The organism is Streptomyces venetus (assembly GCF_039540295.1).
GTDB lineage: Bacteria > Actinomycetota > Actinomycetes > Streptomycetales > Streptomycetaceae > Streptomyces > Streptomyces venetus.
In genome coordinates this window covers 820,476-845,258 of sequence record NZ_BAABET010000003.1, presented here as the reverse complement: position 1 = coordinate 845,258, position 24,783 = coordinate 820,476, and the positions used below count along the sequence as shown (strand labels likewise).

The 24,783-nt window shown below is 72.6% G+C and carries 15 protein-coding genes, 1 tRNA gene and 1 riboswitch; of the genes, 7 read left to right on the top strand and 9 right to left on the bottom strand.

All coding sequences use genetic code 11. From position 1 onward, the window contains the following. Positions 1 to 553: 553 nt before the first annotated feature. Positions 554 to 1,102 (bottom strand): MarR family winged helix-turn-helix transcriptional regulator, encoded by a 549-nt coding sequence (locus tag ABEA82_RS13735; RefSeq protein WP_345661682.1) that lies wholly within the window; start codon positions 1,100 to 1,102, stop codon positions 554 to 556. A 122-nt stretch (positions 1,103 to 1,224) separates the two neighbouring features. Between ABEA82_RS13735 and ABEA82_RS13730 the strand changes: the two genes are divergently transcribed. Beyond that, on the top strand, positions 1,225 to 2,490 hold the full coding sequence (locus ABEA82_RS13730; RefSeq protein WP_345661728.1) for an MFS transporter: 1,266 nt from the start codon (positions 1,225 to 1,227) through the stop codon (positions 2,488 to 2,490). Between the two features lie 27 nt (positions 2,491 to 2,517). Here ABEA82_RS13730 and ABEA82_RS13725 read toward each other — a convergent pair whose 3' ends face one another. Continuing rightward, positions 2,518 to 4,185, bottom strand: coding sequence for an ATP-binding SpoIIE family protein phosphatase (locus tag ABEA82_RS13725; RefSeq protein ID WP_345661681.1), 1,668 nt, complete (start codon positions 4,183 to 4,185; stop codon positions 2,518 to 2,520). Positions 4,186 to 4,358: 173 nt separating this feature from the next. Beyond that, complete coding sequence (locus ABEA82_RS13720) at positions 4,359 to 5,738, bottom strand: NAD(P)/FAD-dependent oxidoreductase (protein ID WP_345661680.1); 1,380 nt, start codon at positions 5,736 to 5,738, stop codon at positions 4,359 to 4,361. A gap of 374 nt (positions 5,739 to 6,112) precedes the next feature. Between ABEA82_RS13720 and ABEA82_RS13715 the strand changes: the two genes are divergently transcribed. Both ABEA82_RS13715 and ABEA82_RS13710 read left to right on the top strand, forming a co-directional pair. Then, positions 6,113 to 6,892, top strand: a complete 780-nt coding sequence (locus ABEA82_RS13715; RefSeq protein ID WP_345661679.1) for a TetR/AcrR family transcriptional regulator — start codon at positions 6,113 to 6,115, stop codon at positions 6,890 to 6,892. Between the two features lie 218 nt (positions 6,893 to 7,110). Then, on the top strand, positions 7,111 to 9,057 hold the full coding sequence (locus ABEA82_RS13710) for a sigma-70 family RNA polymerase sigma factor (protein WP_345661678.1): 1,947 nt from the start codon (positions 7,111 to 7,113) through the stop codon (positions 9,055 to 9,057). Here ABEA82_RS13710 and ABEA82_RS13705 read toward each other — a convergent pair. Together ABEA82_RS13705 and ABEA82_RS13700 are read right to left on the bottom strand one after the other, a co-directional pair. Continuing rightward, positions 9,054 to 12,365 (bottom strand): AfsR/SARP family transcriptional regulator, encoded by a 3,312-nt coding sequence (locus ABEA82_RS13705; RefSeq protein ID WP_345661677.1) that lies wholly within the window; start codon positions 12,363 to 12,365, stop codon positions 9,054 to 9,056. The genes ABEA82_RS13710 and ABEA82_RS13705 overlap by 4 nt on opposite strands. 427 nt (positions 12,366 to 12,792) lie before the next feature. After that, positions 12,793 to 14,910 (bottom strand): asparagine synthase-related protein, encoded by a 2,118-nt coding sequence (locus tag ABEA82_RS13700; RefSeq protein WP_345661675.1) that lies wholly within the window; start codon positions 14,908 to 14,910, stop codon positions 12,793 to 12,795. A gap of 777 nt (positions 14,911 to 15,687) precedes the next feature. On the opposite strand from ABEA82_RS13700, the gene ABEA82_RS13695 reads away from it, so the two are divergent. The 4 genes from ABEA82_RS13695 (at position 15,688) to ABEA82_RS13680 (ending at position 20,842) form a co-directional block, all read left to right on the top strand. Continuing rightward, complete coding sequence (locus ABEA82_RS13695) at positions 15,688 to 17,112, top strand: NsdA family TPR-like regulatory protein (RefSeq protein WP_345661674.1); 1,425 nt, start codon at positions 15,688 to 15,690, stop codon at positions 17,110 to 17,112. A 139-nt stretch (positions 17,113 to 17,251) separates the two neighbouring features. Then, entirely contained in the window at positions 17,252 to 18,457 is a 1,206-nt protein-coding gene (gene lhgO, locus ABEA82_RS13690) for an L-2-hydroxyglutarate oxidase (protein WP_345661673.1), read from the top strand. Between the two features lie 164 nt (positions 18,458 to 18,621). Continuing rightward, positions 18,622 to 19,479: a tRNA (guanosine(46)-N7)-methyltransferase TrmB gene (trmB, locus tag ABEA82_RS13685; protein ID WP_345661672.1), complete on the top strand. Its 858-nt coding sequence runs from the start codon at positions 18,622 to 18,624 to the stop codon at positions 19,477 to 19,479. Positions 19,480 to 19,537: 58 nt separating this feature from the next. Continuing rightward, positions 19,538 to 20,842, top strand: a complete 1,305-nt coding sequence (locus ABEA82_RS13680; RefSeq protein ID WP_345661671.1) for a PrsW family intramembrane metalloprotease — start codon at positions 19,538 to 19,540, stop codon at positions 20,840 to 20,842. A 33-nt stretch (positions 20,843 to 20,875) separates the two neighbouring features. On the opposite strand, the gene ABEA82_RS13675 is transcribed toward ABEA82_RS13680, so the two are convergent. The 4 genes from ABEA82_RS13675 to ABEA82_RS13660 all read right to left on the bottom strand — a co-directional run bounded on the left by ABEA82_RS13675 (position 20,876) and on the right by ABEA82_RS13660 (position 24,739). After that, the gene (locus tag ABEA82_RS13675) at positions 20,876 to 21,820 is read right to left on the bottom strand and encodes an aldo/keto reductase (protein WP_345661670.1); all 945 of its coding nucleotides are present in this window, start codon (positions 21,818 to 21,820) and stop codon (positions 20,876 to 20,878) included. A gap of 170 nt (positions 21,821 to 21,990) precedes the next feature. Further along, positions 21,991 to 23,022: a M23 family metallopeptidase gene (locus ABEA82_RS13670; RefSeq protein ID WP_345661669.1), complete on the bottom strand. Its 1,032-nt coding sequence runs from the start codon at positions 23,020 to 23,022 to the stop codon at positions 21,991 to 21,993. Between the two features lie 11 nt (positions 23,023 to 23,033). Beyond that, positions 23,034 to 23,190: riboswitch (cyclic di-AMP (ydaO/yuaA leader) on the bottom strand. Positions 23,191 to 23,479: 289 nt separating this feature from the next. After that, positions 23,480 to 23,553, bottom strand: a tRNA-Met gene (locus tag ABEA82_RS13665). 55 nt (positions 23,554 to 23,608) lie between these two features. After that, on the bottom strand, positions 23,609 to 24,739 hold the full coding sequence (locus ABEA82_RS13660) for a dihydrofolate reductase family protein (RefSeq protein ID WP_345661668.1): 1,131 nt from the start codon (positions 24,737 to 24,739) through the stop codon (positions 23,609 to 23,611). Positions 24,740 to 24,783: the final 44 nt, after the last annotated feature.

The window sequence follows — 24,783 nt, the reverse complement described above, 5'->3', positions numbered from 1 at the left end:
CAAAGGAACCTCGTCCCAGCCTGATGGCCGGAGACGGGGTATCAACATATCTGGCGTTGACTTTTGGCACGCTGTTGAGTTCTCAAGGAACGGTCGCTTCCTTTGTACTCACCCTCTCGGGCTTTCCTCCGGGCGCTTCCCTTCGGTCTTGCGTTTCCGACTCTATCAGATCTTTCCGATCCGATTTCCTCGGTGCTTTCCAGGTTCCCGCTTTCGCGTTTCCCTTTCCGGCGGTTCCGACTCTATCAGATCCTTTCGGGCCTGATCCCCAGTCAGCGGGGGTTGTCTTTGCGGCTGTTGGGCCGTTCCGACGTGTCCAACCTTAGCGCGCTCACTCGGCGATTCCAAAATCGAGTCGTCGAGTCCCAATTCGAATTGAATTCGGGCACGCCGAAAACAACCCCGCTGGGAGTGATCTTGCTGGTGGTTGGATGCCGCTCGTGCGGCGGAAGTGCTGCCGAAGAACCGTTACGGCTCTGTGGCAACCCGAAGAACTCTACGGATCGGGCAGGGGGCTGTCAAGCGGTCCCTGTCAAGATCTTTTGTTGTGCCGTCAGTCCAGGTCTGAGAGGCGTCCGCCGGCGTCCGGCTGGTCGTCCTCGACCCTGCGCAGGAGGCGAGTCAGGACTTCGCCGAGCGCGGCGCGCTCCTTCGGGGCCAGGTCCTGGAGCAGGTCCTCCTCGAAGACCGTCGCCAGGCGCATTGCCTCCAGCCACTTCTCACGCCCCTCGGATGTCAGCTCCACGATGACTCGTACGCGGTTCGTCTCGTCTCGCTCCCGGGTTACCAACCCTTCGCCGACCATGCGATCGATCCTGTGCGTCATGGCGGCCGGGGTCAGTCCGAGGCGCTTGGCCAGGTCGCTCGGGCCCAGACGGTAGGGGGCTCCGGAGAGGACGAGGGCCTTGAGGACCTCCCACTCGGCGTTGCTGATGCCGAGGGCCGAGGTCTGGCGGCCGTAGGCGACGTTCATACGGCGGTTCAGGCGGGACAGCGCCGAGACGATCTGCTCGACCTGGGGGTCGAGGTCCTGGAACTCGCGCTGGTACGCGGCGATCTGCTCTTCGAGGGTCGGCTCGCTGGGGCCGGGGGTGTCGCCCATGTGCGCAGTATCGCACGCCTGTTCTTTGCCTTGAAGTCCTTGGGTATGTACTCTTTAGCTTCGAACTTTAGTTTCGAAGTCTTCACTCCTAACTTGTGAGAGAGGTGAACGTGACCAGGGCGATGGGCGCAGCGATGCGCCGGATTCACGTGGGTAACGCACTCAGCGCGTTCGGGCTCGGCTTCACGGTCCCGTACCTGTACGTCTACGTGGCGCAGGTGCGAGGGCTGGGAGCCATGACGGCGGGTCTCGTACTCGCCGTCTTCGCTGTGGCCGCGCTGATCGTGCTGCCGTTCGCCGGGCGTGCCATCGTCCGGCGCGGCCCGCTGCCGGTGTTGCTCGCCGCCCTGGTCACCGCCGCTCTGGGTGCGCTCAGTCTGGGGATCGCGAGCAGCGCGGCGGCCGTGCTGGTGTCGGCCTCCCTGCTGGGGGCCGGGCAGGCGGTGACGCAGCCGGCGCTGGCGACGATGATCGTGGACTGCTCGTCGGCGGAGACGCGGTCGCGGGCGTTCGCCATGCAGTTCTTCCTGCAGAACCTCGGGCTCGGTGTCGGTGGCCTCATCGGTGGTCATCTCGTCGACACCACGAGCGCCGCCTCCTTCACTCTGCTGTTCGCGATCGAGGCGGCGATGTTCCTGTTGCTGGTCGTGGTGATGACGACCGTGCGGATGCCGCACGCGCCGCGGATCGGGGAGGCGCCCGTGTCGGCCGGGCGGAACAGCTGGAAGCAGCTGTTGGGCAACCGGGCCATGGTGCAGCTGTGCGTGCTGGGCTTCGTGCTGTTCTTCGCCTGCTACGGGCAGTTCGAGTCGGGGCTGAGCGCGTACGGGGTCGAGGCCGCCGGGATATCGACGTCGGCGCTGGGGACCGCGCTGGCTGCGAACACGCTGATGATCGTCGTCGCGCAGTTCGCCGTGCTGCGGTTCGTGGAGCGGCGCCGGCGGTCGCGGGTGATCGCGGTCGTGGGGCTGATCTGGGCCGTGGCGTGGGCCGTGGCCGGGTACGCGGGGCTCGGGCACGGGAGCCAGGAGATGGCGACGGCCGCGTTCGTCTCGACGTACGCCCTGTTCGGGCTGGGTGAGGCGATGCTGTCGCCGACGGTCGCGCCGCTGGTCGCGGATCTCGCGCCGGAGGGGATGGCCGGGCAGTACAACTCCGCGTTCGCCCTGGTCAAGCAGCTCGCGCTGGCCGTCGGGCCGGCGGTGGGCGGGCCGCTCGGGGCCTCGCTGCACGCGCCGTACATCCTGGCGTTCCTGGTGTTCTCCCTGGGGATCACCGTCCTTGCGCTGCGGTTGGGGCGGCAGCTCACGGACGTGCAGGACCAGCCGTGGGTCGCGAAGAGCCGGGTCGTGGCGCGGGGTGGGGCGCCCGTTTCGGCGGACGTCTGATCCTCCGTCGCCGATCCGGACCCGCGCCTACGGCAGCTGGGTGCGCGGCAGGGCGAACTCGCACCAGACCGCCTTGCCGCCGCCGGGTGTCCGGCGGCATCCCCAGTTCGACGCGATCGTGGCGACGATGGCGATGCCGCGGCCCGATTCGTCGCCCGGTTCCGCGCGGCGGCGTCTGGGGAGGTGGTCGTCGCCGTCGGTGACCTCGATGATCAGGCGGCGGTCGGTGCGGCGCAGGCGCAGCCGCATCGGCGGGGTGCCGTGCTGGAGGGAGTTGGCGACCAGTTCGCTGGTGGCGAGGACTCCCAGGTCGTGCAGGTCGGCGGGGAAGCGCCAGCTGGTGAGGACGCCGGAGGCGAAGGCACGCGCGCGGGGGGCCGCTTCGACGCCGCCGAGGAGTTCCAGGGCGGCGTTGCGGAAGAGCTCGCCCTCGGGGCCGGTGCGGGCCGGGTGCTGGAGGACCAGGACGGCCACGTCGTCGTCGTGGTCGGGGGTGACACCGGCGGAACGGACCAGGCGGTCGCAGACGACCTGGGGGGTGCCGGTGGCGCCGGACAGGGCGCGTTCCAGGGCGGCGATGCCCTCGTCCAGGTCGGCGTCGCGGCGTTCGACCAGGCCGTCCGTGTAGAGGACGGCCGTGGAGCCGGGGCTGAGGGGGATCGAGCCGGAGGTGTGCATCCAGCCGCCGGTGCCGAGCGGGGGGCCGGTGGGTTCCTCGGCGCGCAGGACCGTGCCGTTCTCGTCGCGGACCAGGATGGGGAGGTGGCCGGCCGAGGCGTAGACCAGCTTGCCCTCGTTCGGGTCGTGGACCGCGTACGCGCAGGTGGCGATCTGGTTGGCGTCGATCTCGGCTGCCAGGCCGTCGAGGAGCTGGAGGACCTCGTGGGGTGGGAGGTCGAGGCGGGCGTAGGCGCGGACCGCTGTGCGGAGCTGGCCCATGACGGCTGCCGCCCGGACGCCGCGGCCCATGACGTCGCCGATGACCAGGGCTGTGCGGCCGCCGCCCAGGGTGATGACGTCGTACCAGTCGCCGCCGACCGCGGCCTCGGTGCCGCCGGGGTGGTAGGTGGCGGCGATGCGCAGGTCATCGGGCTCTTCGAGTTCCTGGGGGAGCAGGGATCTCTGGAGGGTCACCGCGGTTTCGCGTTGGCGGCGTTCGCTGGTGCGCAGGCGTTCCGCGGCTTCGGCGTGGTCGGTGACGTCGGTGGCGAAGACGAGGACGCCGCGGCCGTTGCTGCCGCCCTTGCCGTCGCCCTGGGCGACCGGGGTGCAGGTGAAGGTGTAGGAGCGGCCGTCGGGGGCCTTGCGGGACTTCACCGTGCGCGGCTTGCCGCTGCGCTGGACCTGGTCCAGGAGGGGGAACAGGCCGAGGGCGTCCAGTTCGGGGAGGGCCTCGCGGGCGCGTTCGCCCAGGGGGCGTGCGCCGAAGGCGGTCCGGTAGGCGTCGTTGACGTAGGCGATGCGGTGGTCGGGGCCGTGGACCAGGGCGACGAGGGACGGGACCCGGTCGAGGACCTCGCGCACCCGCAGTTCGTCGACGGCGGGTACCGGCGGTGCCTCGTCGGTCACTTGTTCGGCACGGGCGGCGGGCACGGAGCCTTCCCCCTGCCGGTCCGGGGAGGCCGTCTGCTCGGTCCGCGCTGCGGCGCGGCGCTGCGTTCCGGGGAGCCGGGCGCTCCAGCGCGTGAAGTTCACGAATCCTTGCCTCGTGTAGTCGTCGGCGGCCGGCACCGGAACCGGCCGGGGCCCCGGGGGCCCGCACCGGGGCGAGCGGTGGCACACCCGCGGTGGAGGACCAGTCTGGCAGTGTGCCGACCGGGCCAACATCCGTCAGACGCCGGGCCGGCCGATGGAGTTCCTGGGTCCGGTCAGGACGACCCCTTCGGGTTGTGCGAGGGGTCCTGGGGAGGCTTTCCACCGGCCGCGAGTTCGAACTCCGCCCGGGGGTGTTCGAGTGAACCCAGCGAGACGATCTCCCGTTTGAACAATCCGGCCAGGGCCCATTCGGCGAGCACGCGCGCCTTGCGGTTGAAGGTGGGCACGCGGCTGAGGTGGTAGGCGCGGTGCATGAACCAGGCGGGGTAGCCCTTGAGCTTGCGTCCGTAGACGTGGGCGACGCCCTTGTGCAGGCCCAGGGAGGCGACCGAGCCGACGTAGGCGTGTTCGTACGTCGTCAGGGGCTCACCGCGCAGGGTGTGCACGATGTTGTCGGCGAGGACCTTGGCCTGGCGGAGGGCGTGCTGGGCGTTGGGGGCGCACTCGCGGCCGGTCTCCGCCGCGGTGACGTCGGGGACGGCGGCCGCGTCTCCCGCCGCCCACGCGTGCGTGGTGCCCTCGATGGTCAGTTCCGGCGTGCACTTCAGCCGGCCGCGGTCGTTGCGGTGCAGGTCGGTGGCGGCGAGCAGCGGGTGGGGTTTCACGCCGGCCGTCCAGACGACTGTTCGAGTGGGGAAGCGGGCTCCGTCGCTGAGGACGGCGACCCGGTCCGCGCAGGAGTCCAGACGGGTCCGCAGGCGTACGTCGATGTTGCGGCGGCGCAGTTCGGTGACGGTGTAGCGGCCCATCTCCTCGCCCACCTCGGGCAGGATGCGGTCCGAGGCCTCGACGAGGATCCACTTCATGTCCTCGGGCTGGACGTTGTGGTAGTAGCGCGCGGCGTAGCGGGCCATGTCCTCCAGTTCGCCGAGTGCCTCGACGCCCGCGAAGCCGCCGCCGACGAAAACGAAGGTGAGGGCCGCGTCGCGGATCGCGGGGTCGCGGGTGGAGGAGGCGATGTCCATCTGTTCGATGACGTGGTTGCGCAGGCCGATGGCTTCCTCGAGGGTCTTGAAGCCGATGCCGTGGTCGGCGAGGCCGGGAATCGGCAGGGTGCGCGAGACGGAGCCGGGGGCGAGGACGAGTTCGTCGTACGGGAGCAGCTGTCCGCCCGTGCCCTCCTCCTCGGTGGCGAGGGTGGCGACGGTGGCGGTGCGTTTCGCGTGGTCGACGGCAGTGGCCTCGCCGATGACGATGCGGCACCGGTCGAGGACGCGGCGCAGCGGTACGACGACGTGGCGGGGTGAGATGGCGCCGGCGGCGGCCTCGGGGAGGAACGGCTGGTACGTCATGTACGGGTCGGGGGTGACGACCGTGATCTCGGCCTCGTCCCGCTCCAGTTCCCGTTTCAGTCTGCGCTGGAGGCGCAGGGCCGTGTACATCCCGACGTAGCCACCACCGACAACGAGAATGCGCGCACGTTCCTTCACCATCCCATGACGCACCCGCCGCTTGCGTTTGTCCACAGCCTCGACGAATTGTGTGACCGGAGCGGGAGAGCGCGCGGAGTTGGCCGGAATCGCAAGCTGCTCTCGATTCCCGCAGGTCAGCAGGGGTGGTGTGGGGCGTGCGCGGGGGCACATTCAGGACGTATGCGGTCCGTACTCCGATCGGTGGGCGCTCCGTGCGGAACGTGCCCCTTCTGAATTGACTCCCTCTCAACTATGTTCGTGTGTCGACGGGGTGTAGGGGGATGTGCTCACCGGGTCCGCGACGGCGGGCCGCGGAACCGGGCCGGTTCCCACGTCCCGGCATCGAATGGCGGGGAGAGTCTCCGGGGGGAGACGTCATTACCGGGGGAATGCGTATGCATGTTCAGGATTCTCATTGGTCGTCCGCATCTGCTCTCGCGGCGGGTGGCGTGACGATGAGCGCGGCGACGGGCAACGGACGCGGGCACGGAGCGCGGACGACGCCACTGCGCGTGGACGCACAGCGCAATCTGGAGCACGTCCTGCGGGCGGCGCGCGAGGTCTTCGGCGAGCTGGGGTACGGCGCGCCGATGGAGGACGTGGCCCGGCGCGCGCGGGTCGGTGTGGGCACGGTGTACCGGCGGTTCCCGAGCAAGGACGTCCTGGTGCGGCGGATAGCCGAGGAGGAGACCTCCCGGCTGACCGACCAGGCACGGGCGGCCCTCGGGCAGGAGGACGAGCCGTGGTCGGCGCTGTCGCGTTTCCTGCGCACGTCGGTGGCCTCGGGTGCCGGACGGCTGCTGCCGCCGCAGGTGCTGCGGGTCTCGGTGGGCGAGGACGGGCCCGGCGGCGCGCGGGTGCCGCAGCAGCGGACGCAGCCGGGCGCCACGGAGCTGCGGCTGGTGCCGGAGGAGCCGGTGGCGGTCGCCGCGGTGCCGGCGCCCGTGGTCGGCGCGGACGACGACGCAGGGGCGTCGGCGCTGCTCGAGGTCGTGGGTCAGCTCGTGGAGCGGGCGCGTGCGGCGGGTGAGCTGCGGCCGGACGTGTCGGTGTCGGACGTCCTGCTGGTGATCGCGACGGCCGCGCCCTCGCTGCCGGACGCGGCGCAGCAGGCGGCCGCCTCGGCCCGGCTGCTGGACATCCTGCTGGAGGGGCTGCGGTCACGCCCGGCGTGAGCTTCCGCGCTCGGAACGGGGTTTCCGGGCTCGGAGGGGGACTTCCGGGCCCGGGGCGACGGGGAATCATTCCCCGAACGAGTGACAGCTAGTACTGGCGTGCGGCACGTCCCCACGGATGAGTGATGATCCGAATTCCGGGGTCCCGACCAGAAGCCGTTATGGCACTCTGACCCGGTGGTCTGGACGTGTTGGGCGGCTGGCGGGGGCTTTCCGCGATGAGCGTTGACGGGCGGGACGAGTCGAGCGGCAGCGGTGACGCCACAGCCGACGGCTCGGTGCCGCCGCAGCGTGCGTGGCACGAGGACAGTGTCCTGCCGCCGCCGCGCGAGCTGCCGCCCTCCGACGCCCAGCTCATCGACCGGATGCGCTCGGGCGACGACACGGCGTACGAGGAGCTGTACCGGCGTCACGCGCCCGCCGTGCGCCGGTACGCCCGGACCTGCTGCCGTGACGCCCACACCGCGGACGACCTGACCGCGGAGGTCTTCGCCCGCATGCTCCAGGCGGTGCGCGGCGGCTCCGGCCCCGAGCAGGCCGTACGCGCGTACCTGCTCACCTCCTTACGCCGCGTCGCGGCCTCCTGGACGAGGTCGGCACGGCGGGAGCAGCTCGTCGAGGACTTCGCGGTGTTCGCCGCCCGGTCCGCACCCGGCTCCGACGTCTCCGACGACGACGCGCCGGAACTCGGCGCGGACGTCCGGGCGATGCACGAGGCCGACCGGTCCATGGCGATGCGGGCCTTCCGCTCGCTGCCGGAGCGGTGGCAGGCCGTGCTGTGGCACACCGAGGTCGAGGACGAGTCGCCCAGCGAGGTCGCCACGCTCTTCGGGCTGGACGCCAACGGCACACGCGTCCTCGCCAGCCGGGCCCGCGAGGGCCTCAGGCAGGCCTACCTCCAGGCCCATGTCAGCGCCACGCTCACCGGCGACGAGGCGTGCGCGCGCTACGCCGACCAGCTCGGCACGTACGCCCGTGGCCGGCTGCGCACCCGCGCCGAGCGGGGACTGCGCAAGCACCTGGAGGAGTGCGCCAGGTGCCGGCTGGCCGCGCTGCAGATCGAGGAGGTCGCCGGGGGCATCCCCGCCGTGGTGCCGGTCGCCGTCATCGGCTGGTTCGGCGCCGCCGGGTACGCCAAGGCGGCCGGGCTCATCGCCAAAGGTGCGGGCGCGGCCGGGGCGGCCGCGGCGGGCGGAGCGGCCTCGGGCGGGGCGAGTGGCGGGACGGCGGCGGCCGGTGCCGGTGCGGCCGGTGCTTCCGGAGGGGCCGGAAGCGGTGGCGGTGGCGGTGGGGTGGCGTCCGAGGGGGTGGGCGCACCCCTGAAGGCCGGTATCGCGGCCGGTGTGGTCGCCGTGGGCGTCGCGGTCGCCGTGGTGCTGGCACTGGCGGGGAACGACAAGCCCGACGGCGAGGCGGCGACGGCCCCTTCCCCGTCGTCGCCGGCGCTCCTGCCGGGCGATCCCACTCCCGCTCCCTCCTCTCCTTCTCCTCCTTCGGGTCCGTCGAGTCCTTCGGATCCTTCGGGTCGGGAACCCGGTCCGCGGCCGCCGGCGATCGTGCCGGTGGGCGCCGAGACCCCCGTGCCGGCACCGACACCGGCTCCCACACCCAGCTCCTCGTCCGCACCGTCCTCCGGCCCGGCACCGGCTCCCAGCCCGCCGCCCGCGTCCGCGTCCCCGAGGCCGACGCCACCCCCGGCCCCCGCGCCCACCCCACCACCCGTGCCCGCCCCGGCCGTCTACCAGTGGAGCGAACTGTCGTACGACATCAGCGGCGACGGCAGCGAGCCCGAGATGCGGATCGGCTCGAGCAGCTGGGTCTGGCAGCGGTCCGGCCTGTCGGTCGGCGACCGGCGGTACCCGCACGGCGTGACCGTGCACGGCCGCTCCTCCGTCACCATCGACCTCAACCGCGACTGCTCCTCGTACGAGGCGCTCCTCGGCGTGGACGACATGACGCTGAGGCTCGGCGAGGTGTCCTTCTCCGTCTACGCCGACGGAACCCTGCTGTGGCGGTCCACCCCGGTCGAAGGGGGTGACCCGGCGAGGCCGGTGCATGTGGACCTCACCGGCCGCAGCACCGTACGGCTCGTCGTGGAACCGCACGGTGTTCTCGACGGCGTGGCCTTGGCGGACTGGGCCGAGTCGAGGTTCACCTGCGGTTAGCGGCCACCGGGCCCACCCGCGTACGAGCCGCGTGCCTCGTCCAACTCGCACAGCACGTCGTCGGCGGTGAGCTGGGCGCCCCGGGCCCGCTCCGCATCGCACCGGACACCGCCCAGGGCGGCGCGGGCGGCGGCCGTGGCCCGTTCCGCGTGGGCGCGTTCCGGCATGGGGCGGGGACGGCCGCCCCGCCAGTGGTCCCCGGCACCGAGCAGCCGGGCCGCGCGCGCGAAGTCGCCGGAATCGGCCAGCAGCCATGCCGCGCTGTCCACGACCGTGGCCCGGATCGTGTCGGAGCAGCGCTTCTCCACCGCCTCACGCAGGGCCCCGGCCAGTTTGACCAGCGCGGGCTCCGGACCGGACTCACTCGCCGTGATCACGGCGTCGATGAGATCCAGCATCACCATGAACTGGGGCGGCGGGGTGCCACGCCCGGTCTCCGCGCGGGCCTCCTCGCACAGCGCCCGAGCCCGCGCCATATGTCCCTCCTCCCACGCCATCTGGGCCCGCAACAGCAGGACGAACGCCTTGGAGTCCGCCACGGCGTACCGGTCGGCGGCGGCGCTCGCCTCGTCCAGCGCCGTCAGCGCGGCCGGCCGGTCCCCCGCGCGGTAGGCGATCTCGCCGAGCCGTGCGATGAGGAACGGCGACTCGGCGTACGCGCCCACCTCGTAGGCGAGCCGCAGCGCCTCCTCGTACTCCCCCTTGGCCTCCTCGAAGCGGCTGCGCGCCATGGCCGTCTCGCCGGCCGCGCTGCACACCTGCGCCCGTAGCCAGCGGTCCCCGGAGCGGTTGCTGAGCAGGCGCAGCTCCGCGAGGTCGTCGTCGACGCCTGTCAGGTCGCCAGGAGAGTCGATGACCATGTGGGTGCGGAACATCAGGGCGACGGCGGTCTCCCAGTCCCCGCCGTGGGCACGGCAGTTGGCGACGACAGAGTCCATGACGCCCCGGATGTCACCCTGCCAGCCCACGAAGGGGGAGATCACCGGCCAGACGAGCCCCGGGACCCGGGCCGCCTGCGGTCCGCCCGCCTCGAAGTACGCCCACAAGCGGGTCACGTACGACCGCCGCTCCTCCACGAACGCCTCCATGGGCCGGGCCTCGGCCATGAAGAACAGATGCAGCATGCGCAGATCCATCCGCAGGGCAGCCAGCGGGTGCCCCGCCTCCCCGTCCGGCAGGGCGAGGAAGTGCTCGGCGGGATCAGGCAGGTCCTCTTCCTCAGGGGAGGGCACCCGGCCCAGTACGTCGATCCCCACCCCCAGGCGCAGGATCCGGTCGAGCCACTCCATGCCCTCGTGCCGGTAGTTCCGCAGCCACCAGAACCAGCCCATGGCCACGGCGAGGGCAGCCGCCTCCCGCTCGTCCCCGCCCGCGAGGGCCCGGTCGAGGGCGGCACGGATGTTGTCGTGCTCGGTCTCCAGCCGGGAGATCCACGGCAGTTGCCCGGCGGAGCGCAGCAGCGGATCGGCCCGCTCGACGAGCGCCCGCGCCCAGGCACGATGCCGGAGTTCGGCCTGCGCGCGCAGCCCGGGGACTTCGGCGGCGCGCTCGACCGCGTACTCGTGGATGGTCTCCAGCATCCGGTACCGCATGCCGCCGGAGCCGTCCCTCGCGCAGGGGGCGGCCACGACCAGGGACTTGTCGACGAGCGCACCGATCAGCTCGGCCGCGGCCCCGGTGCACACGGCCTCCGCCGCGTCCAGGTCCCAGCCGCCCGCGAACACGGACACCTCGCACAGCACCGTCCGCTCGGCCTCGTCGAGCAGGTCCCACGACCAGTCGACGACGGCACGCAGGGTCTGCTGACGGGGCAGGACCGTACGGCTCCCGGAGGTGAGGAGGCGGAAGCGGTCGTCGAGCCGGTCGGCGATCTGGCGGGGTGTGAGCAGCCGGAGCCGGGCCGCCGCCAGTTCGATGGCGAGCGGCAGCCCGTCCAGGCGGCCGCAGATCTCCGCCACCGCCCGCTCGTCCCGGAGCACGGCGTCGGCATCGGGCCGGACGGCGGCGGCGCGCTCCGCGAACAGCCGGCGGGCGTGGTCGGGCCGCAGGGGCTCGACCGGCCGCACCGACTCCCCCGGCACGCCCAGGGGTTCCCGGCTGGTCGCGAGGATCCTAAGCCCCGGGCAGCGGGTCAGGAGGGTCTCGGCGAGATGCGCGGCGGCCCCGATGACATGCTCGCAGTTGTCGAGGATCAGGAGGGGGCTGCGCGGCGCGCAGTACTCGACGAGCAGGGCGACCGGGTCGTCCTGCACGGCCGTCAGCTCGCTTGTCATCAGCACGGTCTCGCGCAGTCCGAGCGCGCTGACCACCGCGCCCGGCACCGCCTCCGGCCGGTCGAGCGGGGCGAGCTCGGCCAGCCACGCCTGCGGGAGCCCGGCGGCGGCTTCCTCGGCGAGACGGGTCTTTCCGGAGCCGCCCGGTCCGGTGAGGGTGACGAGGCGGGCCCTGTGCATGTCGGAACGGATGGCGTCGATCTCGGGTTCCCGGCCGACGAAGGAGGTCAGACGGGGGCGGAGGTTCCCGGTGCGCTCGGGCGGGGCGGGGTGTGCGGGTGGCTCGGGGTGTGCGGGTGGCGGTCCGCCGTCGGTCTCGGAAGAGGTGAGCAGGTCGGCGTGCAGGGTGCGGAGTTGGGGGCCTGGGTCGGTGCCGAGGCCCTCCGCGAGGGCGCGGCGGACGGATTCGTAGGCGGCGAGGGCGTCGGCTGTTCTGCCGGTGTCGCGCAGGGCGCGGATGAGAAGGGCGTGCAGCGGTTCGTCGTACGGGTGCACGGCGGTCAGTTCGCGCAGTTCCGGTACGACGTCACGCGCGCGGCCCAGCCGGAGGCGGGCCTCAGCCCGCGCCCGGGTCGCCTCCAGGCGGGCCGCCTCCGGGCGGGTGGCGGCGGAGCGGTCGGGGAGGTCGGCGAGGGCCGGGCCGCGCCAGAGGGTGAGGGCGGCGTCGAGGTGCTGGTCCGCGAGGGTGGGGTCGCCGGCGGTGAGGGCGTCGGTGCCGTGCCGGACGAGCCGTTCGAAGACGAAGAGGTCGATGTCGTCGTGGGTGGCCGTGAGGCGGTAGCCGCCGGTGTGGGAGGTCACGGCGTTCTTGCCGAGGGCTCGGCGGAGTCGGGCGACGAGGGCCTGGAGGGCGGCGGGGGCGTCCTGGGGCCGGGTGTCCGTCCACACCTCGTCGATCAGGGTCTGGGGTGTGGTGACGTGGGAGGGGCGTAGGGCCAGGGCGGTGAGCAGGGCGCGGAGGCGGGGGCCGCCCAGGGGGATGGGTTTGCCGTGCTCGTCTGCTGCCTCGGTGGTGCCCAGGATTCTGTACCGCACTGGGTCATTGTGGCCGGGGCGGGTGCGAGGACCGTGGGGTTTTCGCGCGGGGCGTTGCGGAACTCGGCGGTGTCAGGTGCTCGGGGTTGTCGCTGGGGCCGGGGCGTTGCGCAGCCCGGCGCTGCGGGGTGCCGCCGCGCCCACCCTCCCCCAAGCTCTCGGCTTCGCTATAGCAGGGGGGACCCCCATCGCCCCAGCGGCACGACTGCCCGCGGCTAGGACGGATTGCGGCAGCCACGACGCGCCCGCACCCGCCGTCGCACGGAAGGGGACGTGTCGGGGGGTGTCCGCCCGCAGCGGTTGGCGCGTCGACGCCAGTCAGTCGGTGTGACACCCCATCGCGCCGTTCCGAGGACGGACACCCCCCGGCGCGGCCCCGACCCACCCCCGGCGAGCAGGCGCAGACGCGCACCCCCACGCGGACGCGCTACACGCGCCCGCCACGCCCGGCCCCCGCCCCCAACGCCCCCCTCTGCGGCGCGATCCCCGCCGGTACCGCGCGCTGGCGGGCCGGTGTCCCCGTCCAGCACGTCCCCCGGCGGGCCAGCAGGCGGCGCAGCCACAGTTCCAAGGAGACCAGGTCCGCGAGGCCGTCCAGCGGAAGGGGTTCGCCGGCTGCCGCGCCGCGCAGGGCCTTGCGGACCACCCGGGCCTCCACCAGACCGGCCTCCGCGAGCAGCGGCGTGTCGAACAGGGTGATCAGGGAGTCCGCCGCCACCCTCAGGCCCGTGCGGGCCACGGCCGCCGTCGTCGCCTGGGTCGGGGCGCCCCACCCGGGCGGCAGCTCCCGTACTCCGGCCCCCTCCAGCACCGTCCGCAGGATCGCGGCCCGTGCCCCGGGCCGCACCCGCAACGCCTCCGGCAGCGCCCGTGCCGCGCGCACGACCTGGTTGTCGAGGAACGGCGCGTGCAGCCGCTGGAAGCGGATCTCCGCCGCCTGCTCCAGCACCCGCAGGTCCGCCGCCTGCCGCGCCAGCGCCGCACGCGCGCGGAAGTCACCCGGCCGCTGCCCCGGCCCCACCGACTCCGACCGGTGCGTGGCCGCCTGAAGGCGAACCGATACCTCGGCGAGCGCCTCACCGGTCAGCCAGCGCGCCGCCGGCCCGGGTCTGCCCCAGGTCAGCGCGGCGAGCGAGGCCTCCACCGCGTTGCCGGGCGCGTCGAGACCGTCGTCCGTACGGTGCTCCAGCAGGGTCTCGGCCAGGGATTCCAGCCCCGCCCGATACGGCGTACGGGACAGCCGCCGAGCCGCCGCGTACACGCGCGCGGGCACCAGCACCGAGCCGTCGGCCTTGGCCAGCGCGGCGACGGGCCGCACCAGGTGACGCCGCTTGCGGTCCATCAGCAGGTCGGCCAGCCGGGCCGGATGCGCGTCCAGGACCTGCCGCGCGCCGTAGCCGGTGAAGTGGTCCGCGCTGCCGGCCGCCAGCCGCGCCCGGTGCCGGGCCGCCGCCACCAGGGACGCGCCCGGCTCGTCCGTCAACGGGCCGTCGAGGTCGGCGTACGGCAGGGTCTCCTCACCGCCGGCCACCACCACGTGGTGCAGTCGCGGGTTGGCGGCCAGGGCACCGGCCCGCTCCAGCTCGGCCTCCCGCCCGCCGACGGCGAGGTCGTTGAACGTGACGGCCAGCAGCCGCTCCCCCGCGCCCGTGCCGTGTCCCAGCACCGTGCCCGGCCTCCCGGGCAGTCCCGCGGCGAGCAGCGCCAGCGTCCCGGAGGCCGGCCCGCCGGAGAGGTCCGCTCCGATCCCCGGCACGGGCATCCCGCGCGCGGCACGCCGCTCGGCGGGCCCCATGCCGGGCACCGGTCCGGGGTCGATGTCCGCCCCGGGCACGTGCCGCGGCGCGGCCAGCCGCGTCCGTACGGCTTCGACGAGCGCGTCGCGCACCGCGTCGACCGCGCTGTCGGGATCGGCCGCGGGTGCGGCCACGGCCAGCGAGGCCACGGGCTCGTAGCCGGCGATCTCGCGCGCCCCGGCGCGCAGGATGAGTGCGTGCCCCGGCGGAACGCGCTTCACGCCGTCGTACGGCGTGGAGTCGTGCAGCGCGGCCGGCACGTCGGGGGCGGCCAGCAGCGCGGCGAGGTGCCCGAAGTCGAGGTTGGCCTCGATGAGGTCGGCCAGCGGCAGCGCGGCCGTGGCGTACGCCGTACCGCCGGCCCAGGGCGTGTGGAACACCGGCCGCGCGCCCGCGAGATCGCCGCAGACGGTGACCCTCCGGCCGACCTGCACGATCGCGGTGTAGCTTCCCGGCCAGGCGGTCAGATGCCGAAGTGCCCCGCCGCGCGCGGCGAACAGGGCGACACGCAACTGCTCGTCGGTGGCGCCGCAGATGCCGAGGACGGCGATACGGGTACGGTCGTCGGCCTTCACGACCCGCACCTCGTCGGGACGCCAGTCGCCGACCGCCCACAGCGGGTCGGGGTCGCCCCACAGGAGGTGGGAACCCACCGGGTGCACGGTCTCGCCGTCGGGTCCCGTGGCCCCCGCAGAACCGGCAGCGACGGCTCCCGCGGCGGTGCTGCTCCACCCCACCAACCACCGCATCGCCGCCTCCACAGGCTGTGGACAACCAGTGCACCGTACGAACCGGTTCACCATGCTGCCATGAAGGAAGCGTTCCAGAGGGTGCCCGCGCCGCTTGCGCTCCGCTGAATGCGCCCCGGCGGAGACACCCGCGCCGTCCCGAACGACCCCGAACACCCGAGCGTGACAAGAAGATACGGACGACGCCGACGGAGAGAAGGACCAAGAGAAGGGCGAAGAGAAGGCGAAGTGAGGGGAGAAGGTAAGGGAGTCGGCAAGACCGCGACGTGAATGCGCCCCCGGAACGCGCCTCGAATACGCCTGGTGCGCCCTCAATCACCATGGTCGGAGCCCTGAAGCCGCACGACCGACGGGGTCGATTTTCAGCCAAATCGGCTTCACGCGGACGGCGTCGAACACTCTCCGTACAGACTCCGCACACCCTCACCCGGCCGCGCAGTCCGGGAGACGGGACACGCCTCCCGGACCGTTCCGCCGCCCGCGGGGATGTAGGCGGCGGTGTCCCCCAGCCCACTGGATCCAGTACAGCGGGCCGACCCACGCACGGACCATGGAACCGCTCCCGTGATGGCCGGAGAAGAGCGCACGGGCGGGCGCACGGCCACACAGTGGGAGCACGCCGCAACTGCCCGTATCCGACCCGTACCTCAGTACGGACCACAATCCCGCCAACCGGAACAATGCCCCTTAACGCTTGGGATGCGGCGAACTACGCTGGGTTTACGAATGCCGCATGGTTATGCCAGCGCGGCAGCCGTCTGTGTCGAGGGGTGGCTCATGTCCAGGGAGCAACGCGGGCCGAACGAAAAACTCGGCGCCGTTCTCGCCCTCGCGGGAATCAGCAACGCAGGCCTCGCGCGGCGGGTCAACGACCTCGGCGCCCAGCGAGGGCTGACGCTTCGCTACGACAAGACGTCGGTGGCGCGCTGGGTGTCCAAGGGCATGGTGCCGCAGGGTGCGGCGCCGCACCTGATCGCCGCCGCCATCGGCCAGAAGCTGGGCCGCCCGGTACCGCTCCACGAGATCGGCCTGGCGGACGCGGACCCCGCGCCCGAAGTCGGCCTCGCCTTCCCGCGGGACGTCGGGCAGGCGGTGACGTCCGCGACGGAGCTGTACCGCCTCGACCTCGCCGGCCGCCGCGCCGGCTCCGGCGGCATCTGGCAGTCGCTGGCCGGATCCTTCGCGGTAAGCGCGTACGCGACGCCCGCCTCACGATGGCTGATAACCCCGGCCGACAGTTCGGTCGCGCGTGACGTGGGCCCCGGCGAGGGCTCCGGCGCACCGCTCAAAGTCGGCCACAGCGATGTGCAGAAGCTGCGGGAGGCCGCCGAGGACGCGCGGCGCTGGGACTCCAAGTACGGCGGCGGCGACTGGCGTTCGTCGATGGTCCCGGAGTGCTTAAGGGTGGAGGCGGCCCCCCTGCTGCTCGGCTCCTACTCCGACGAGGTGGGCCGGGCCCTCTTCGGCGCCTCCGCGGAACTCACCCGGCTCGCGGGCTGGATGGCCTTCGACACGGGCCAGCAGGAAGCCGCCCAGCGCTACTACATCCAGGCCCTGCGCCTGGCCCGGGCGGCGGCGGACGTCCCCCTCGGGGGCTACGTCCTGGCCTCCATGTCCCTCCAGGCCACCTACCGCGGCTTCGGCGACGAGGGGGTGGACCTCGCCCAGGCCGCCCTGGAACGCAACCGCGGTCTGGCCACGGCCCGGACCATGAGCTTCTTCCGCCTCGTCGAGGCACGCGCCCACGCGCGCGCGGGTGACGCCCAGGCGGCCGGCGGTGCCCTGAAGGCGGCCGAGAGCTGGCTGGAGCGGGCCCGCTCCGGCGACAACGACCCGAGCTGGCTCGGCTTCTACTCCTACGACCGCTTCTGCGCCGACGCGGCCGAGTGCTACCGCGACCTCAAGGCGCCCCGCCAGGTCCGCCGCTTCACCGAGCAGGCGCTGTCGAAACCGACGGAGGAGTTCGTCCGCTCGCACGGGCTGCGGCTGGTCGTCTCGGCGGTCGCCGAACTGGAGTCGGGGAATTTGGACGCGGCGTGCGAGCAGGGGGTGCGGGCGGTGGAGGTCGCCGGGCGGATCTCCTCCGCCCGGACGACGGAGTACGTCAAGGATCTTCTCCACCGGCTGGAGCCGTACGGCGACGAACCTCGGGTGGTGGAGCTGCGTGAGCGTGCCCGGCCCCTGCTGATGGCGCCCGCGTGAGCCGTCTGCCCGGGTTGTGTGATCTTGCGGCTGCGGTCGGCCGTTGTTGATCGCGCGGTTCCCCGCGCCCCTTGCGGCGTCGCTCAGCTCGGCGTTTGAACGTGCTGTCAGTGGTGCAGTGCACTATCGGTAGCGGGAGGTGGTGCTGGTGCGGGCCGTGTACGACTGTGACGTACTGGTGATCGGCGGTGGGATCGTCGGGCTGTCGACGGCCTATGCGATCACACGCGCCGCACCGGGCACACGTGTCACCGTCCTGGAGAAGGAACCAGGCCCGGCCCGGCACCAGACCGGCCGCAACAGCGGCGTCATCCACAGCGGCATCTACTACCGTCCCGGCTCCCTCAAGGCGCGCTACGCGGTGCGGGGTGCTGCCGAGATGGTCAAGTTCTGTGCCGAGTACGGCATCCCGCACGCCGTCACCGGCAAGCTGATCGTCGCGACCGACCGCTCCGAGCTGCCCCGGCTGCACGCGCTCGTGCAGCGCGGCCGGGAGAACGGCATCCCGGTGCGCGAACTGCGCGCCTCCCAGATCATGGAGTACGAGCCGGAGGTGCGGGGCCTGGCGGCGATACACGTCGGCACGACCGGCATCTGCGACTTCGTCGCGGTCGCCCGGCAGCTCGCCCGCGGCTCGGGGGCGGAGATCCGCTACGGCACGCGGGTCGTCCGCATCGACCGCCGGCCCGAGCGGGGGGTCGCCGTGCTCACGGCGTCCGGCGACGTCGTGCGCGGCCGGGTGCTGGTGAACTGCGCGGGCCTCTACTGCGACGAGATCGCCCGGCTGACCGGGGACGACCCGGACGTGCGGATCGTGCCGTTCCGCGGCGAGTACTACGAACTGGCCCGGCCGGAGCTCGTGCGGGGGCTGGTGTATCCCGTGCCCGACCCGGCGTTCCCGTTCCTCGGGGTGCATCTCACACGCGGCATCGACGGGGGTGTGCACGTCGGCCCCAACGCGGTACCGGCGCTGGCCCGCGAGGGGTACGGGTGGGGCACGGTCCGGTGGCGGGAGCTGGGGGCCACGCTGAGCTGGCCCGGCTCCTGGCGGATCGCCCGCCGGCACTGGCGGTACGGGGCGGGGGAGATGCGGCGGTCGCTGTCCAAGGGGGCGTTCGCGGAGGCGGTGCGGAGATTGTTGCCCGGGGTGTCGGAGGGGGATCTGGTGCCTACGGCGGCGGGGGTGCGGGCGCAGGCGGTGCTGCGGGACGGGACGCTGGTGGATGACTTTCTGATACGTGAGGGGGATCGGGCGGTGCATGTGCTGAACGCGCCGTCTCCTGCGGCTACGGCTTCTTTGCCGATCGGCAGGGAGGTGGCTCGGCGGGTGTTGCAGGTGCTGTGAGTGTGTGGGGTGCTCGGCGTTGGTGCTGGGGGCGAGGCGTTGCGCAGCTCGGCGTGACGAGGTGCCGCTGCGCCCACCCGTGCCGCCCCTAGCGGCACGACTGCCCGCAGCTCGGGCGGCACGACTGCCCGCAGCTGGGCGGGCCCCGTAAAATCAGGGGCACTGTGTCTGACTCCGTTAACTGTTCCGCAAGCACCCAGTCCACCCCCGGCGGCGAGTACCCGCGGCACGCGCCCGGTGTGTCCGTCCGGCATACCCGGGCCAAGGGAGAGCCGCGCTTTCCCGATGGGCCGAAGGCCGACCCGGCCGGGTCGCACTTCGAGCGGCGGATCCGGAGTTTTCAGCCGCGGCGGAGCCGGGTGACCGCCGGGCAGGCCGACGCGCTCCAGCGGCTCTGGCCCAAGTGGGGCCTCGACATCGACGGCGGCCGGACCCTGGACCTCGCCGAGCTGTTCGGCAACGACAACCCCGTCGTCCTGGAGATCGGCTTCGGCATGGGCGAGGCCACCGCCCAGATGGCCGCCGCCGACCCCGGCACCAACATCCTCGCCGTCGACGTCCACACCCCCGGCCAGGGCAATCTGCTCAATCTCGCCGACAAAAACGGCCTGTCCAACATCCGGGTCGGCAACGGTGACGCGATCATCCTGCTCCGCGAGATGCTCCTTCCGGACTCCCTCGACGGCCTCCGCGTCTACTTCCCCGACCCCTGGCCCAAGAAGCGGCACCACAAGCGCAGGCTCATCCAGCCCGAGTTCCTGAGCCTCGCCGCCACCCGCATCAGGCCGGGCGGGATCGTGCACTGCGCCACCGACTGGGAACCGTACGCCGAGCAGATGCTCGAGGTGCTCACGGCACACCCCGACTTCGAGAACACGCAGGCGGACGGCGGTTTCGCGCCGCGTCCCGACTTCCGACCCCTGACCCGTTTCGAGGGCCAGGGACTGGACAAGGGACATGTCGTGAACGACCTCCTCTTCCGTCGCGTACAGCACGTGGAGCAACCCCCCGTCGGCGCCTGACCGCATCCGCACCTCCTCCGCCTGCGGACAGCGCCCATCCGTCGTTAGGGTCGAAGCCGTGGCCACCAGCCCCCCACTCCCGTCGCACCCCGGCGGCCCCCTGCGGCACGCCCACTGGTGGCAGCGCACCTGGGTCCGCTACGCCGCGCTGACGACGCTCCTCGCGATCTCCGGCCTCGTGATCCTCGCCCTGGTCCGCGAGGAGACCGGCACGGAGGGGTTCCTGGTGGGGCTCGGGCTGGCCACGCTCCCGGTCCCGCTGCTCATCGCCACGTTCCGGTGGCTGGACCGGGTCGAACCGGGCCCGTGGCGGAACCTGTTGTTCTGCTTCGCCTGGGGCGCCTGCGCGGCGGCGCTGATAGCGATCGTCGCCAACAGCTTCGCGACGAGATGGATAGCGACGGCGACCGCGGACCCGTCCAGCGCCGACACCCTCGGCGCGACCGTGATAGCCCCGGTGGTGGAGGAGACGGCCAAGGCGGCGGCCGTCCTGTTGGTCTTCCTCTTCCGGCGCCGCGACTTCACCGGCATCGTCGACGGGGTCGTGCTGGCCGGTGTGACCGCGACCGGCTTCGCGTTCACGGAGAACATCCTCTACCTGGGCATGGCCTTCGGCACCGACCAGCTCACCGGCCACAGCGGCATCGCCTCCGTCACGGCGGCGACCTTCTTCGTGCGCGTCATCATGTCGCCCTTCGCGCACCCGCTCTTCACCGTGCTGACCGGCATCGGCTTCGGCATCGCCGCGCTCACGGCGGACGGCCGGCCCGTCCGCCGGGTCGCCTTCCCGCTCTCCGGGCTGCTGCTCGCGATGGGCATGCACGCGATGTGGAACGGCTCGTCCTCGTTCGGTGAGTACGGGTTCTTCGCCGTGTACGCGGCGTTCATGGTGCCCATCTTCGGGCTGCTGACCTGGCTGGTGGTCTGGACACGGCAGCGGGAGCTGCGGACCGTGCAGACGGAACTGCCCGCGTACGCCGTGGCCGGGTGGCTGTCCCCGGCGGAGCCGTACGCGCTCGGCTCGATGCGGGCCCGGCGGATCGCCCGCCAGTACGCCCGCCGCCACGCGGGCAGGGCGGCGGCACGGGCGGTGGCGCAGTACGAGGGGTACGCGACGTCCCTGGCGTTCCTCCGGCACCGGGGCCGCAAGGGCCGGACCGGTGGTGCCGACTTCGTCGTCCGGGAACGGGAACTGCTCGACGAGCTGTGGCGGCGCCGGGAGGCCGCCCGCCCCGCGCTGGACCACGCGGCGCGGCTCACGGCCCCTCCGGTCCCGGTGGCGGCACCGCCCTGGCCGGTGTACGGGGCGTACGGGTACAGCCATCCGACGCCGTACCCCGCGTACAACCCGTACCGCTCGTAGCCGGAAAGGCACCGAGCCCGGCCCGGGGCGTTCTCAGGCGGAAGCCTCCGTGAGCCGTCCCACCTCCGCGTCCGTCAGGGTCAGCCGCCCGACCTCCAGCAGCGCGGGCAGCTGCTCCACCGTCCGCGCCGAGGCGATCGGCGCGGCCACCGTGGGCTGGGCGGCGAGCCAGGCCAGGGCGACCGTGGCGACGGGGGCGTCATGGGCCGCGGCGATCTCGTCGAGGGCGTCGAGGACCCGGAGGCCCCGCTCGGTCTCCAGGTGCTTGGCGGCACCGCCCGCCCGCGCGCTCTCGACGGTCGTACCGGGCCGGTACTTGCCCGTGAGGAAGCCGGACGCGAGCGCGTAGTAGGGGACGGCCGCGAGGCCCGCCTGCTCGGCCAGGTCCTGGAGCTCGCCCTCGTAGGTGTCGCGGGAGACCAGGTTGTAGTGGGGCTGGAGGGCCACGTACCGGGCGAGGCGCTCACGGTCGGAGAACTCCAGGGACGCCCGCAGCCGCTCCGCGGAGATGTTGGAGGCCGCGATGTGCCGCACCTTGCCGGCCTTCACCAGTTCGTCGAGCGCGCCGATGATCTCCTCGACCGGCACGTCGGGCCGGTCGAAGTGGGTGTAGTAGAGGTCGATGTAGTCGGTCCGCAGGCGCCGCAGGGAAGCGTCGGCGGCGGCCTTGATGTTGGCGGCGGACAGGCCCTGGAACTCGGGGTGCTGGCCGACCTTGGTGGCGACGACGACGTCGGAGCGGTTGCCGCGCGCCTCGAGCCACTTGCCGAGTATGGTCTCGGACTCGCCGCCCTGGTTGCCGTCGACCCACGCCGAGTAGACGTCGGCGGTGTCGACGAAATTGCCGCCGGCGGCGGTGTACGCGTCGAGGACGGCGAAGGACCGGTCCTCGCCGGCGGTCCAGCCGAAGACGTTGCCGCCGAGGGCGAGCGGGAAGACCTCGAGGTCGGAGGAGCCGAGCTTGCGAAGAGAAGTCATGCTCCACGTCAACGACCGTACGAGAGCGGCTCATTCCGCGTCGGATGCGAAAACCGCGTGAACGCAGTCCCGCGATCGTGAACAACCGAAAACCGGCAGCCCTGACGTCGGGGGGTCGTCATCAGGACCGCCGGTGCTTCAACTGGCGTGCGCTGCTCGGGGGGTGAGGCTCAGGGAGTGAGGCCCTTGCCCCGCAGCCACGCCATCGGGTCGATGCCGCTGGAGGAACCACCGGAGTGGACCTCGAGGTGCAGGTGGGCGCCGGTGACGTTGCCGGTGGCGCCGACGCGGCCGATGACGTCGCCCGTGCTGACCTTCTGCCCGACGCTGACGCCGATGGAGGACTGGTGCGCGTACCAGATCTCCGTGCCGTCATCGAGGGTCAGGACCGTCTTGTAGCCGTAGGAGCCGTTCCAGCCGGCCTCGGTGATGGTGCCGCTGTGCACCGCCTTGATCGGGGTACCCGTGGGCGCGGCGAAGTCCAGACCCGTGTGGTAGCCGGAGGACCAGTAGGCGCCGGCCTGACCGAAGGTGGAGGTGAGGGTGTACGAGGAGGTCGGCAGCGTGAACTGCTTGGCGAGGGCGGCGAGCCGCTCGGCCTCGGCCTTCTTCCGGGCCTCCTCCTCCGCCTTCTTCTTGGCTTCGGCGGCCTTGGCCTTGGCTTCCTGCTCCGCCTTGGCGGCGGCTTCCGCGGCCGCCTTCTCGGCGGCCTTCGCGGCGTCCTGTGCGGCCTTGGTCTCGATCTGCTCCTGCTGGCGCTCGACCTGGGCCATGATCCGGGCGCGCAGCGCCTCGCCGGCGCCGGAGCCGCCCTGGTCGGTCTCGGCGGACGCCGTGGCGAGGTCGCTGAGCGGGGTGGCGGAACCTTCGGGGGTGTCGTCGTCCGAGATGAGGGAACCCACCGAGGGCAGGTCCGGCACGGAGATCGACACCGGCGGCTTGCCGGTCTGGGCGCTGGCGATGCCGCCCGCGCCCACGGCGGCTATGACGCCGACGCCGAGGACGGTGGAGCTGCGGGCGAGTCCTCCGCCGCGCTGCTTGGTGACGCGATGCCGGCCACGGACGGGACGGATGGACTCCGCGGTGGGGTTCCACTCCTGGAACGGGCCCTCGTCGGTGCGGTGACCGCCGAAGCCGAAGGTCTCGGTGTCGCGCTGGTGGGGCGCGGGCGGGGCCGCGGGGGCAGGCCGGTTGGACGCCACGTGGGCGTACTCCTTTCCTTCCTTCTCGCCTACCGGGTTAGCTGACGGGTTCGGAGCAGGAAGGTCTCCTACGCGCGTATACCAACCGTGCTTCCACGGCGATATCCGCCCGATTCACCCCAAGTGGTGGTTCCCCGGTTCCCTTTCGGGATTCGGCGCGTGCGCACGGAGCCGCCTTCTGTGACGGCTGGGACGACCGCGCTGCGTTATCGAACGTTAATAGACGCGCGGTGGGTATTCCAGCGATTCCGCTTGATCATTAACCTTTTTCGCGCGGACTTACCTGCCACGACCAGCTCAAATCGGACGAGTTGGCCGCTCCGCAAGTGATTCACGGGTTTTGACGACGCGTCAGCTGGGCAGCGGAGCGGGGCGGTTCACTCACTGCCCGTGACGATGAAGGCCCGACATGCACCGAGGGCCGGAACCCTTTCGGATTCCGGCCCTCGGCCTTCAGTAGCGGGGACAGGATTTGAACCTGCGACCTCTGGGTTATGAGCCCAGCGAGCTACCGAGCTGCTCCACCCCGCGTCGTTGTGTCTCCAGTGTACGCCATCCGCGGGACCGCTCGCGCACACCCGCCGGTTCAGCTCAGCAGGTGGCGGTTCGGAGCCTTCGCCTGCCCCTCGTACTCAGGCAGGACGACGACCTCCGCTCCCCCGGCCGCCAGGACGCCGCTGCCGTCGGCCCCCGCCACGAAGGTGTCCGGCTCGCGCCAGGCCGTGACGACCCGCCGCACGCCCGCGTCGAGGATCAGCCGGGCGCAGGGTGCGGGGCGGGAGGCGCGGCGGGCGCAGGGCTCCAGGCTGCTGTAGACCGTCGCGCCGGTGAGCCTCGGGTCGGCCGGGTCGGTCTTCGCCAGGGCCGCCTCCTCCGCGTGCACGACCGCGTCGCCGCCCTCGCGGGAGTGGCCGCGGGCCAGTTCCGTACCGTCGGCCGCGACCACCACCGCGCCGACGCTGAACGCCGTGTCCGACGGCGGACACTGCGCGGCCAGTTCGCAGGCGAGGGCGAGCCAGCGGTGGTCGGCGGCGGTGGGGAGGGAGCCGGTGCCCGGGGCGGTCGGCTCGTAGCGCATGAGGACCACGTCCTCGATCCGCCGGGTCTCCAGCAGCCGGAGCCGGCCGGGCGGGTAGCCGCCGGGCCCGAAGAGGCGGGGGGCGTCGGGGTCGCCCACGAAGAGCGGGGCGAGGACCAGCTGGAGTTCGTCGGCGAGGCCCTGGGTGAGCAGTTGGGTGTGGATCAGACCGCCGCCCTCGACCATGAGCCGGCGCACCCCGCGTACGTCGTGCAGGTGGGTGAGGAGGCGCCGCCAGTCGAGGCCGGCGCCGAGCGGGACGACGTCCGCGGCGAGGCCGCGGGCCCGGGCGCGTTCGGCGCCCTCGTCGGTGGTGTAGAGGACCTTCTCGCCGCCGGTGTGCCAGAACCGCGCCTCCGGGTCGAGGTCGCCGGTGCCGCTGACGGTGACCTTCAGCGGGTATTCCGGCAGGCCGGCGGCCGTGCGGGCGGCACGCCGCACGGGTGAGTTGACCAGCAGCCGCGGGTTGTCGGCACGGATGGTCCCCGCGCCGACCAGGATCGCGTCGACGGAGGCCCGGACCTCGTCGACCCGGTCGAAGTCGGCCGGGCTGGACAGGAGCAGGCGTTCGGGGCCGGTGTCGTCCAGGTAGCCGTCGAGGGAGACGGCGGCGGACAGCAGGACGTACGGGTGGGGCATCGACGCGCTCCTCGGCGGCTCGGGTCACGGAGGCGGGGCTGGGC